Source organism: Ruegeria arenilitoris, assembly GCF_013032855.1.
In the GTDB taxonomy this organism is placed as follows: Bacteria; Pseudomonadota; Alphaproteobacteria; order Rhodobacterales; family Rhodobacteraceae; genus Ruegeria; species Ruegeria arenilitoris.
Window position 1 is genome coordinate 1060635 of sequence record NZ_WQDA01000001.1, and the last position, 11721, is coordinate 1072355.

Genomic DNA, 11721 nt, shown 5'->3' on the forward strand with positions numbered 1-11721 from the left:
ACGTTCCATGTTCAACAAGATCCTGATCGCCAACCGAGGCGAGATTGCCTGCCGGGTCATCAAGACCGCTCGGAAAATGGGAATCGGCACTGTCGCCATCTACTCGGATGCCGACAAGCACGCGTTGCATGTGGAAATGGCCGACGAGGCGGTTCACATCGGCCCCCCGCCGGCGAACCAGTCCTACATCGTGATCGACAAGGTGATGGACGCTATCCGCCAGACCGGCGCGCAGGCGGTGCATCCGGGCTATGGCTTCCTGTCCGAAAACGCGAAATTCGCCGAAGCGCTCGAGGCCGAAGGCGTTGTGTTCGTGGGACCCCCGAAAGGGGCGATCGAGGCCATGGGTGACAAGATCACTTCGAAGAAGATCGCGCAGGAGGCCGATGTCAGCACCGTTCCCGGATACATGGGCCTGATCGAGGATGCGGACGAGGCGGTGAAGATCAGCCAGCAGATCGGCTATCCGGTGATGATCAAGGCCAGCGCCGGCGGCGGCGGCAAGGGCATGCGCATCGCCTGGAACGACGAAGAGGCGCGCGAGGGTTTCCAGTCGTCCAAGAACGAGGCGGCAAATTCCTTCGGCGACGACCGGATCTTCATCGAGAAATTCGTGACGCAGCCGCGCCACATCGAAATTCAGGTTCTGTGCGACACGCATGGCAACGGCATCTATCTGGGCGAGCGTGAATGCTCGATCCAGCGCCGCAACCAGAAAGTGGTGGAAGAGGCCCCGTCGCCCTTCCTGGACGAGGCGACCCGCCGCGCGATGGGCGAGCAGGCCGTGGCGCTGGCCAAGGCCGTGGGCTATGCCAGCGCGGGCACGGTGGAATTCATCGTGGATGGCGATAAGAATTTCTACTTCCTGGAAATGAACACCCGCCTGCAGGTGGAACACCCGGTGACCGAGTTGATCACCGGTGTCGATCTGGTCGAACAGATGATCCGCGTCGCCGCGGGCGAGCCGCTGTCGATCACCCAGGACGACGTCAAGCTCACCGGCTGGGCCATCGAGAATCGGCTGTATGCCGAGGATCCTTATCGCAACTTCCTGCCCTCGATCGGGCGGCTGACCCGCTATCGTCCACCGCAGGAGGTGGCCGCGGGGCCGCTACTGGAAAACGGCAAATGGCAGGGCGGTGCGCCCAGTGGCGAGACAGCCGTGCGCAACGATACCGGCGTCTATGAGGGCGGCGAGATCAGCATGTACTATGACCCGATGATCGCCAAGCTGTGCACCTGGGCGCCGACCCGCGAGCAGGCGATCGAGGCGATGCGCGTGGCGCTGGACAGTTTCGAGGTCGAAGGCATCGGCCACAACCTGCCGTTCCTGTCGGCGGTGATGGATCACCCCAAATTCGTCAGTGGTGACATGACCACCGCATTCATCGCCGAGGAATACCCCGATGGGTTCAACGGTGTAGAACTGCCCGAAGGCGACCTGCGCCGCATTGCGGCCTCGTGCGCGGCGATGCACCGGGTGGCCGAGATCCGCCGCACTCGCGTTTCGGGCCGGATGGACAACCACGAACGCAAGGTCGGCAAGCGTTGGGTGGTCACGCTGCAGGGGCAGGAATATGCCGTGCAGGTGAATGCGGACCGTGACGGTGCCACGGTCAAGTTCGAGGACGGCGCCGCCCTGCGCGTCAGTTCGGACTGGACGCCCGGCGACCAGCTTGCGGTTCTGGACGTGGACGGCAGCCCGCTCGTGCTGAAGGTGGGCAAGATCTCGGGCGGTTTCCGCATCCGCAACCGGGGCGCGGACCTGAAGGTGCATGTGCGCCGGCCGCGCGCAGCCGAACTGGCCAAGCTGATGCCCGAGAAACTGCCGCCAGACACCTCGAAGATGCTGCTGTGCCCGATGCCGGGCCTGATCGTGAAGATCGATGTCGAGGTCGGGCAAGAGGTGCAGGAAGGTCAGGCGCTGTGCACGGTCGAGGCGATGAAGATGGAGAACATCCTGCGCGCCGAGCGCCGGGGTGTGGTCTCCAAGATCAACGCCGGTCCGGGCGACAGCCTCGCCGTCGATGACGTGATCATGGAGTTCGAATAACGCCCATGTGCGCTTGCCCGGAAAATGTGGGTTTCGCCCGTTTTGCCGCCATCTGCACCGTCGGTGCGGATGAGGCGGGCGTGGCAGACCCCTTGCGCCGGGCGGGTCTGGGTCGTCAGCGCCCCTCGCGTCGCTCGCGGACTTCGCGTTCGCGCAGGGGGGTCTTGTCGATGGACCGGCTGATCTCGCGCACGCTCCACGGCGTGGGCTTGCGCAGCTTCACCACACCGTCCTTGTCGACGAAGACCATAGCGAACCCACGCGGGCGCAGTTGCGTCCGGATCGGGGATCGCGCCGAAGGGTCGGTGTCGGTCAGCACGATGACATCCCGGTCACGCATCATGTCTTCGCCCTCCAGCAACATGTCGATCTGCTGCTGGAACCGGGGATCGGCTGGCGTATCGGCAAACACCACTATGGGGCGGTGTGTCCACAGAAACTCGTTCAGATCGCTGTCTCCGGCTGGCCGGATATATGCGGTTTCATCCGGGGCCGCACCGTCGGCGGCGACGGCAGCCACAGGCAAAAAAGCTGACAAAACAAGGGCAAGCGTGCGGGTCATGTGGTCTCCTGTTCCATTGAATATAGACCCAGTTGCCGCGAATGCGACCGGCGAAATGCGTGCGACGATCAAAAAATTGAATGATCGAACCTGCCGTGCGCCGGGTCGGCCCCTCCATATTCATACCCAGCCCCTCGGCGCGCCATTCGGGCCCGCGACGGGAACAGACAAGAGGATTACGCTATGACCGATACGAAGGATTGGCGCGCCCTGGCCGAAAAAGAGTTGCGTGGGCGCCCTGTCGAAGACCTCACCAAGACGACGCTGGAGGGGATCGAGGTCAAGCCGCTTTACACGCAGGACGACATAGAGAACCTGCCGCATATCGGGTCGCTGCCCGGCTTCGGGCCGTTCACACGCGGAGTGAAGGCAACCATGTATGCGGGCCGCCCGTGGACCATCCGCCAATATGCAGGTTTTTCCACGGCCGAAGAATCGAATGCCTTCTACCGCCGCAACCTCGCGGCCGGTCAGCAGGGCGTTTCGGTCGCCTTCGATCTGGCCACGCACCGCGGCTATGACAGCGACCACCCGCGCGTGGTGGGCGATGTGGGCAAGGCCGGGGTGGCGATCGACAGTGTCGAGGACATGAAGATCCTGTTCGACGGCATTCCGCTGGATCAGGTCTCGGTCTCGATGACGATGAACGGCGCGGTGATTCCGATTCTGGCCAATTTCATCGTCACCGGCGAAGAGCAGGGCCATGACAAGTCGGTCCTTGCGGGCACCATTCAGAACGACATTCTGAAGGAGTTCATGGTCCGCAACACCTATATCTACCCGCCCGAGCCCTCGATGCGGATCATCTCGGACATCATTGAGTACACCTCGAACGAGATGCCCAAGTTCAACTCGATCTCGATCTCAGGCTACCACATGCAGGAGGCCGGGGCGAACCTGGTGCAGGAACTGGCCTACACTCTGGCCGACGGGCGCGAATATGTGCGCGCTGCCATCGACGCGGGAATGGACGTGGACAAGTTCGCTGGCCGTCTGTCGTTCTTCTTTGCCATCGGCATGAACTTTTTCATGGAGATCGCCAAGCTGCGCGCCGCGCGTACGCTGTGGCACCGGGTGATGACCGAATTCGGGGCCAAGTCGGACCGCTCGAAGATGCTGCGCACCCATTGCCAGACCTCGGGCGTTTCGCTGCAGGAGCAAGACCCGTACAACAACGTGATCCGCACCGCATATGAGGCGATGAGCGCGGTGTTGGGGGGCACACAGTCGCTGCATACCAACGCGCTGGATGAAGCGATTGCTCTGCCCACCGATTTCTCGGCCCGAATTGCGCGGAATACACAGTTGGTGTTGCAGGAGGAAACCGGCGTTACCGATGTGGTCGATCCGTTGGCCGGCTCCTACTATTTGGAAAGCTTGACCAATGAACTGGTCGAAAAAGCCTGGGCCCTGATGGAAGAGGTCGAGGAGATGGGCGGCATGACCAAGGCGGTTGCCAGCGGCATGCCCAAGCTGCGGATCGAGGAAAGCGCCGCGCGCCGTCAGGCCATGATCGACCGTGGCGAAGAAGTAATCGTAGGCGTCAACAAGTACCGCAAGGAAAAGGAAGATCCGATCGAGATCCTCGAGGTCGACAACCAGGCCGTCCGCGAGGCGCAGATCGCCCGGCTGGAACGCATCCGCGCGACCCGGGACGAGGCCGCCTGTCAGGCCGCGCTGGACGAACTGACCCGGCGCGCGAAAGAGGGGGGCAACCTGCTGGAAGCCGCGGTCGAGGCCGCGCGTGCCCGCGCAACCGTAGGAGAGATCAGCATGGCAATGGAAAAGGAATTCGGTCGTCATCGGGCCGAAGTGAAAACGCTGGCTGGTGTCTATGGCGCAGCTTACGAAGGTGACGAAGGCTTTGCCGCCATCCAGAAATCGATCGAGGAATTTGCCGAGGAAGAGGGCCGCCGCCCGCGTCTTCTGGTGGTCAAGATGGGCCAAGACGGTCACGACCGCGGGGCCAAGGTGATCGCCACCGCGTTTGCCGATATCGGTTTCGACGTGGACGTCGGTCCGCTGTTCCAGACCCCGGCCGAGGCCGCGCAGGACGCGATCGACAACGACGTGCATGTGGTTGGCATTTCCAGCCAGGCGGCGGGCCACAAGACGCTGGCACCGCAACTGGTGGAAGAACTGAAAAAGGCCGGCGCCGAAGATATCATCGTGATTTGTGGTGGCGTCATCCCTCAGCAAGATTATCAGTTCTTGTACGACCATGGGGTCAAGGCGATCTTCGGGCCGGGGACCAACATCCCCGAGGCGGCGCAGGACATTCTGCGCCTGATCCGCGAGGCGCGCGCCTGAGCTGTGACTTTGGGGGGCTTTCTGCCCCCTTGTGCGCGATGCCTGTGGCCTCGGGCATCGCCTGCGGGGATGTTTGGTGTCAGATGAAGTGCCCAAGTCAGGCTTTTCATGGTATCCGATGGCATGAGGTCGGTTTTTGACGCTGGAGGCGCAATTATGGAGCTTGATCATCTGGCGGTGGCCGCGTCGACCTTGGACGAGGCGGTCGCGCATGTAGAGCAGGCCTTGGGTATTCCGATGGTGCCCGGTGGCAAACATGGAAAATTCGGCACCTACAACAAGCTTCTTGGGCTGGACGAGGGCCTGTATCTTGAAGCGATCGCGATTGACCCGGAAGCTGCCGATCCTGGGCGGCCACGTTGGTTTGATCTTGATCGTTTCTCGGGGCCGCCGCGGCTCAGCAACTGGGTCTGTCAGGTTTCGGATCTGCAGGCCTATGTCGATGGCTTCTCAATCGACATAGGCGATATCCATGACCTTGATCGTGGTGCCTTGCGGTGGAGGATGGCGGTGCCGGGATCGGGGCGTTTGCCGTTCGACAACTTGTTTCCCGCCTTGATTCAATGGCAAGGTGACTTGCATCCGGCTGGCATGCTGCGGGCCAGTGGCTGCCACCTGCGGCGGCTGGTGGTCTTTCACCCGGACGCGCTGGATTTGGCGCAATTGCTCGGTCCGCTAGACAGGGTAGTTTTCGATTCCGGGCCTGCAGCTTTGCGGGCTGAATTTGAAACGCCGCACGGACCGCGGGTGCTGGAATGATCATTCGCCCTGCTTTGCCCCGGGATGCGGCTGAAATTGCAGAGATCACCAATTCGATCATCCGCGAGACGCTGATCACGTTTACCACGACCGAGCGAAGCCCCGAAGAAATCGCGCGGGATATCGACGAGCGAGGGCTGGCGTTCCAAGTTGCCGAACTTGACGGCCGTGTCGTGGGATTTGCGACTTATGGCCGTTTTCGCTCGGGTCCCGGATATGCGCACAGCCGGGAACACACCATCCTGCTGGCTCCTGAAGGTCGGGGGCGGGGCGCGGGTCGCGCGCTGATCCGAACCTTGGAGGAGGTGGCGCGATCGCAAGGCGTGCATGTTCTGGTCGCTGGAATCTCGGCCGAGAACCCGGGTGCGATTTCCTTTCATGCGGCGGTCGGTTTTGAGACGGTCGGCCGAATGCCGGAAGTTGGTCATAAATGGGGGCGTTGGCTGGATCTTGTGCTGATGCAGAAAATTCTGGCCCCGGAATGAATGGTCGCACCTGACAGTCCGTACTCGGCGCGCTAGTGTGCGCTCATGTCGATCTGGTCCCGCATATCCGAGGCGCTGAGCGCGCTTGCCAAAGGTGAAAGCCTGACGGCCGTTTTTGAGAAGCTACGCACGCCGCCCGAACGTTCGGTGGCCTTCGCGATTGCTGTGATCGCCTTGGGTGCAAAGATGGCCAAGGCGGACGGGCAGGTGACCCGCGACGAGGTGACCGCGTTTCGCGAGGTGTTTCGTATTCCGCCGGAGGAAGAGGCCGGCGCGGCGCGCGTGTTCAACATGGCCCGGACGGATGTGGCCGGGTATCAGGAATACGCACGCAAGATCGCGCGCATGTTCGCCGAAGACAGCACCACCCTGTGCGACCTCATGGAGGGGCTGTTTCACATCGCCATGGCGGACGGATTCTATCACCCCAACGAGAACGAGTTTCTGGAGGATGTGGCGCGGATTTTCGGCCAGACCGATGCACAGTTCAAAGCCCTGCGTGCGCGCTTCGTTCCAGATGCGCCCAAGGATCCTTATATCGTTCTGGGCGTGACCCCTGACACTCCACTACCCGAGATCCGAAAAATCTGGCGCAGGCTTGTACGTGACACACATCCAGATGCGATGATGGCCCGTGGTGTTCCAGAAGAGGCAATTCGCCTTGCCGAGAAAAAGATGATCGATATCAACCGCGCCTGGGATGAAATCAACGGCGCGCGGGTCTGAGAAGATGCGTCTGGCGACCTACAATATCGAATGGTTCGCCAATTTGTTCGACCGCAATGATGAACTGGTTGTCGATGACAGCTGGTCGGGTCGGCACAATGTCACCAAGGCACAGCAGATCGAGGCCATTGCGACGGTGCTGACCGCCGTCGACGCCGACGCCATGCTGATCGTCGAGGCGCCGAATACGGGCAAATCGCAAAACACGGTGCGCGCCTTGCAGCATTTCGCCGAGACGTTCGATCTGCGTACATCCAATGCGATCATGGGTTTCGCCAACGATACGCATCAGGAGTTGGCCCTCCTGTATGACCCCGATGCCCTGACCGCCAGGCACGACCCGAAAGGAGTGCAAGATGGCGGCCACGATCCCGACGATCTCCCACGCTTTGACCGCGAGTTTCGGATCGATCTGGACATTGACGCGACCGAGGATCTGGTGCGGTTTTCAAAACCACCCATGGAACTGGCGGTCCGAACCCGGGCCGGGTTCGAGTTCCGGTTGATCGGTGCACATCTGAAGTCCAAGGCACCGCACGGTGCCCAATCGCGCGACGAAGCCTTGCGCATCTCTATCGCCAACCGCCGCAAGCAGTTGGCGCAGGCTGTGTGGCTGTCGCGTCGGGTGCGCGCGCACATAGCCGCTGCTGAACCGGTGATCTTGCTGGGCGATTTGAATGACGGGCCGGGATTGGATGAATTCGAACATCTTTTCGGGCGGTCATCGGTGGAAATCCTTCTGGAAACCGGCCTGTACGATCCGCATCCCGCACAGGCGCTTCGACCTCGGCCGGGCTGGATCCCATCGACCGCGCGCTTTGCCCGCCCGAAGGAAGGCCAATATCTTGAGGCTTTGTTGGACTACATCATGATCAGCGAGGATCTGAGGGTCCGCAATCCGGTCTGGCGCATCTGGCACCCGTTCCGGGACGAACACTGCTGGACGGTGCCAGAGTTGCGCGATGCCTTGGTCACGGCCTCAGATCATTTTCCGGTGACGCTGGACATCGACATCTGACCCTTTCAACAACTGTTCCCGCCACTTATATTTCAGGTCATGAGACGATTGATGCTGATAGGTGCCACGGCCCTTATTGCCGCGCCGGCCGCGGCCCAGGACGAAGGCGGCAAGTCCCTGATGGAGCAGGGGGCCGAGCTGTTCTTCGAGGGCCTGCGAAAGGAAATGGAGCCCGCGCTCGAGGATCTTCTGGGGCTTGCCGAGCAATTCGGCCCGGCCATGCAGTCCTTTATCGAGGAGATGGGCCCGGCCCTTGCCGAGATCGGCGGCAAGGTCAAGGATTGGAGCGCCTATGAGGCGCCCGAAATGCTGCCCAATGGCGACATTATCATCCGCAGGAAACCGGACGTTCCCGACCAGCCCGATGAGGTTGCTCCCAAAGAGGACGACGAAGGTGCAACGGACATCTGATCGTCCGGATCAGCCTTGCATTTTGACGATCGGGCGCGATTTCAGCGCGTTCGCCAGTGACTCGAATCTTGCCTCGGCCACTTCGTTGAACAAAGGGCTGAGCGACTTGGGCAGATAAAACTCCAGTTCGCGCTTCTTGGGGTAGAAGCGCAGCTTGCCAGTGGCCGCATCGTTTTGCATCCACAGCATTGCGCCAAAACGCATGGCCTTTCCCAGAATCTCGGCCTGCTTCTGGTCGCGCTCGTCCAGCAGTTCGTACAGAGGGGCGAAGCGGTTGCCCTCTCGCTTGTTCCGGTAACGATGCTGCAGGGCAAGTCCGATGAAGACACGTTCCGAGTGTTTCAGGCCGCCCAGGTTGGCGCGAGTCACATTGTCGAAACAGACCTCGGCCCGATAATCGGGGTGGGCGCGCCAGCTGACATCGTGCAGCAGGCAGGCCGCTTTGATCAGCCGAACTCGGGCCGGAGGGGCGGACCGGAACAGCGGCATCACGAAATCATAAAGGTGCGGCCCGAAACCAGGCAGCCGAGCGTCCTTTTGCTCCGAGAACCGGCAGGCCTCGATCAAAGGGTCGCAATCCCGCAGAATCTGGGGCATCTGCTCATACAGCAGGCCCTCGCGGATACCGTAGCTGGATATTGCGATGTCTTTGGGTTTGAAGGTGCGGATCAGCCGCGACAGCACGTCCATGGCATACGGAATCAGGGCCATCCGCGAGCTTGACACCCCAGCCTGAGAGCGCAGGTGTTCGTGGTCGCCCTTTTCGATGAACTTGATCGTTTCGCGCACCTGCTTGGTGGTCATGCGGTACTCGTGCAGCACGTTCAGCGGATATCCGCGGCGCAGCATGTCCAACCTTGCAAAGGCTCGCCAGCTTCCGCCGACCAGGAACAGTCGGTCGCGCTGCGGCCCCATCTGGTCACGAAGCGCCTCGAGTGTTTCCTTGATGTGGGCCTTGCGGGCGCGGCGTCCGCCCTTGATATCCCGGAGTTTGAGCGGCCCCAGAGACGAGGACACACACCGTCCGACCGATCCGCCGCCGATCTCTGCCAGCTCCATGGACGAACCGCCGATGTCGCAGATTAGGCCGTAGGCGCCCGGCCAGCCCAGCAGAACACCCTGAGCCGACAATCGGGCCTCTTCCTCGCCGTCGATGACCGAGATATGCAGCCCTGTCTCGGCCAGAACCTCCTGACAGAACTCCGGACCGTCTTCCGCCTCGCGCACGGCGGCGGTGGCCACAACGTGCAGTCCGGGCAGGCCAAGATCGCGGGACAGGTGTTCAAAGCGCCGCAGCGCCGCCAGCGCACGTACGCGACCGCGCGGGTTTAGCCTGCCGGTTTCCGACAGCCCGGCGCCAAGCTCGCACATGACTTTTTCGTTGTAGAAATAAGCGGGTGACCGGGCCGCGCCGTCAAAGATAACCATCCGGACCGAGTTCGATCCGACATCGACCACGCCAACGCGCGAGAGATCGCGGATTCCCGGATGGTCGAACAGCGGTCTTCCGAATGGTCCCCAGTCCGGGATCCTTGCAGCGCTCTGTTCCATGATCTCCCCAACGTTGCCTCGCGCAGGATGCGAAATCGGACCCCACGGGTCAATCACCGGAAACCGCCGTATCGATTTCGTTGTTCAGAACGCGCACGGCCAAGGCCCGTGTTATCTCGCGCTTTTCTGCCAAGGCGACCTGATCCAGTTGCGCCACCACGTCGGCTGCGGTTTCAAACCGGCGATCCATGTGCTTGACGAGGTAGGCGATGACGTCCGGGCCCGGGTTCAGCTGTCGGTCGACGAACAGCTTGGCCAGAACCGCGCACAGCAAGGCATCATCGGGCGGATCAAGCGCCACATGATGGGCACCTTCCACCCGGCTTTGCAGGTCTGCCAGCGGCAGTTCCCAGTATTTGGGGGCAAGGCGCCCGGTCATCAGCAGGGCATGCCCCTCGGCCAGAACCAGATTGTGGAGGTGAAACAGGGTTTTCTGCTGGTCTATATCCCCGGCGATCATCGGGATGTCCTCGACCGCCACGGGACTTTGCGCAAGTGCGGGAACATCTTCGTGTTTCAGATCAGAGGCCTGCACGATACGCCCGCCTGTCTCGGCGGCCCAGACATGCGCAAGATGGGTTTTGCCCGATCCGGCCGGGCCGCTCAGGACCAGCTTGTTGCCCGGCCAAGAATTGGCCGAGATCATTGCGACGGCCAGCGCATTCGCGGGAGATACGAAAAAATCCTCGCGCCCCAGCGCCGTCATCGCCGGAAGATCAAAGCTCAGCTGTTTGGCCATTCACTCGCTTTCCGGATCCAGCTCGTCACGCCCCGTGTACAGGCGGCTTGTCAGATATTGCGAAGTTCCGAAACGTGCAAGCACACCCAAGGCCGCAGCGACCGGAACGGCGATCAGCATGCCGACAAACCCGAATAGCGCGCCAAAAACGGACAAGGCCAGAAGCAACCAGACCGGGTGCAACCCGACCGAGTCACCAACCAGTTTGGGCGTCAGGAAATTGCCTTCGACGACCTGGCCGATGGCGAATATCCCGGCCACCAGACCGATCGAGGCCCAGTCACCCCAGAATTGGAATAGCGCCAGGCCGATAGCCAGCGTACCGCCGATCAATGCGCCCAGATAAGGAATGAAGGTGACCAACCCGGCGATGAAACCGACCACCAGGCCAAATTGAAGGCCGACGATCATCAAGGCAACGGCGTAGTAGATGCCCAAGATAAGGCAAACCGTACCCATGCCGCGCACGAACGAGGCAAGAACAGCGTCAATATCGGCGGCCAGTTTGCGGATCGTCGGCGCATGGTCCCGGGGCAGCAGATCGTTGATCCGGGCGATCATCCGGTCCCAGTCCAGCAAAAGGTAGACGGCCACGACGGGCACAATCACCAGAAGGACCACTATGTTCACCGCTGACCCGACCGAGGCCATGACCGTTTCGAGGATGTCGCCTGTTTTGCCCTTCAGCGTGTCGCCCATGGAAAGAAGGAACTGGTGGGTGTTCGATTCCCGGTCCAGCAGCGACGGGAATTGCCGCTCGACGAAGGCTCGCAATTCCTGGAACAGGCTGGGCAGTACGTCCACCAGATCGATCAGCTGAGTGATCAGGGCCGGAACCACCATCAGGATCATCAAGGCAAAGGCAAGAATACTGAAGACGGTAATGATCGCCGTCGCAGCCGCGCGCGAAAGCCCCATGTTCTCCAGCCGATCGGCTACGGGATCCAGGAAATAGGCCACTGCGCCGCCGATCACGAATGGCAGCAGAACGTCGCCCAGCAGCCACAACAGCAATATGAATATCGCAGCGGCGATGCCCCAATATCTGAATTGATCCCGAACCGGCAACGCCATCGCGGCCTCCTGACTGCGTCGTTGCCCTTGTTC

11 protein-coding genes are annotated in these 11721 nt (G+C 61.5%); 7 read left to right on the forward strand and 4 right to left on the reverse strand.

The annotated features are described in order from the left end of the window. The first annotated feature begins 7 nt into the window (after window positions 1-7). Window positions 8-2053, forward strand: a complete 2046-nt coding sequence (locus GOW72_RS05155; protein WP_170365658.1) for an acetyl-CoA carboxylase biotin carboxylase subunit — start codon at window positions 8-10, stop codon at window positions 2051-2053. 115 nt (window positions 2054-2168) lie between these two features. Here the strand turns inward: GOW72_RS05155 and GOW72_RS05160 are convergent, their stop codons facing one another. Then, window positions 2169-2615 (reverse strand): DUF4174 domain-containing protein, encoded by a 447-nt coding sequence (locus GOW72_RS05160; RefSeq protein WP_170340796.1) that lies wholly within the window; start codon window positions 2613-2615, stop codon window positions 2169-2171. A gap of 144 nt (window positions 2616-2759) precedes the next feature. On the opposite strand from GOW72_RS05160, the gene scpA reads away from it, so the two are divergent. The 6 genes from scpA to GOW72_RS05190 all read left to right on the forward strand — a co-directional run bounded on the left by scpA (window position 2760) and on the right by GOW72_RS05190 (window position 8324). Beyond that, window positions 2760-4925: a methylmalonyl-CoA mutase gene (gene scpA / locus GOW72_RS05165; protein WP_342355354.1), complete on the forward strand. Its 2166-nt coding sequence runs from the start codon at window positions 2760-2762 to the stop codon at window positions 4923-4925. A gap of 156 nt (window positions 4926-5081) precedes the next feature. Next, window positions 5082-5684: a VOC family protein gene (locus GOW72_RS05170; protein WP_170366028.1), complete on the forward strand. Its 603-nt coding sequence runs from the start codon at window positions 5082-5084 to the stop codon at window positions 5682-5684. Further along, complete coding sequence (locus GOW72_RS05175) at window positions 5681-6169, forward strand: GNAT family N-acetyltransferase (RefSeq protein ID WP_170364628.1); 489 nt, start codon at window positions 5681-5683, stop codon at window positions 6167-6169. The genes GOW72_RS05170 and GOW72_RS05175 overlap by 4 nt, the downstream gene beginning before the upstream one ends. Before the next feature lie 45 nt (window positions 6170-6214). Continuing rightward, window positions 6215-6895: a molecular chaperone DjiA gene (locus GOW72_RS05180; RefSeq protein WP_170365663.1), complete on the forward strand. Its 681-nt coding sequence runs from the start codon at window positions 6215-6217 to the stop codon at window positions 6893-6895. 4 nt (window positions 6896-6899) lie between these two features. Beyond that, window positions 6900-7913 carry an endonuclease/exonuclease/phosphatase family protein gene (locus GOW72_RS05185; RefSeq protein ID WP_170366030.1) on the forward strand — a complete coding sequence of 338 codons (1014 nt, stop codon included), beginning with the start codon at window positions 6900-6902 and terminating at the stop codon, window positions 7911-7913. 39 nt (window positions 7914-7952) lie between these two features. Continuing rightward, window positions 7953-8324, forward strand: coding sequence for a hypothetical protein (locus tag GOW72_RS05190; protein WP_093964789.1), 372 nt, complete (start codon window positions 7953-7955; stop codon window positions 8322-8324). Between the two features lie 9 nt (window positions 8325-8333). Here the strand turns inward: GOW72_RS05190 and GOW72_RS05195 are convergent, their stop codons facing one another. From GOW72_RS05195 to GOW72_RS05205, 3 genes are read right to left on the reverse strand one after another with little or no spacing between them, the layout of a single operon-like run. Next, entirely contained in the window at window positions 8334-9875 is a 1542-nt protein-coding gene (locus GOW72_RS05195) for a Ppx/GppA family phosphatase (RefSeq protein ID WP_170364623.1), read from the reverse strand. A 49-nt stretch (window positions 9876-9924) separates the two neighbouring features. After that, window positions 9925-10614 (reverse strand): HdaA/DnaA family protein, encoded by a 690-nt coding sequence (locus tag GOW72_RS05200; RefSeq protein WP_170365667.1) that lies wholly within the window; start codon window positions 10612-10614, stop codon window positions 9925-9927. Further along, window positions 10615-11688, reverse strand: coding sequence for an AI-2E family transporter (locus GOW72_RS05205; RefSeq protein WP_170365670.1), 1074 nt, complete (start codon window positions 11686-11688; stop codon window positions 10615-10617). Between the last annotated feature and the right edge of the window lie 33 nt (window positions 11689-11721).

Coding starts and splice junctions, on each gene's coding strand:
- GOW72_RS05155 (WP_170365658.1), top strand. CDS start 8: ATGTTCAACAAGATCCTGATCGCCAACCGAGGCGAGATTGCCTGCCGG.
- GOW72_RS05160 (WP_170340796.1), bottom strand. CDS start 2,615: ATGACCCGCACGCTTGCCCTTGTTTTGTCAGCTTTTTTGCCTGTGGCT.
- GOW72_RS05170 (WP_170366028.1), top strand. CDS start 5,082: ATGGAGCTTGATCATCTGGCGGTGGCCGCGTCGACCTTGGACGAGGCG.
- GOW72_RS05175 (WP_170364628.1), top strand. CDS start 5,681: ATGATCATTCGCCCTGCTTTGCCCCGGGATGCGGCTGAAATTGCAGAG.
- GOW72_RS05180 (WP_170365663.1), top strand. CDS start 6,215: ATGTCGATCTGGTCCCGCATATCCGAGGCGCTGAGCGCGCTTGCCAAA.
- GOW72_RS05185 (WP_170366030.1), top strand. CDS start 6,900: ATGCGTCTGGCGACCTACAATATCGAATGGTTCGCCAATTTGTTCGAC.
- GOW72_RS05190 (WP_093964789.1), top strand. CDS start 7,953: ATGAGACGATTGATGCTGATAGGTGCCACGGCCCTTATTGCCGCGCCG.
- GOW72_RS05195 (WP_170364623.1), bottom strand. CDS start 9,875: ATGGAACAGAGCGCTGCAAGGATCCCGGACTGGGGACCATTCGGAAGA.
- GOW72_RS05200 (WP_170365667.1), bottom strand. CDS start 10,614: ATGGCCAAACAGCTGAGCTTTGATCTTCCGGCGATGACGGCGCTGGGG.
- GOW72_RS05205 (WP_170365670.1), bottom strand. CDS start 11,688: ATGGCGTTGCCGGTTCGGGATCAATTCAGATATTGGGGCATCGCCGCT.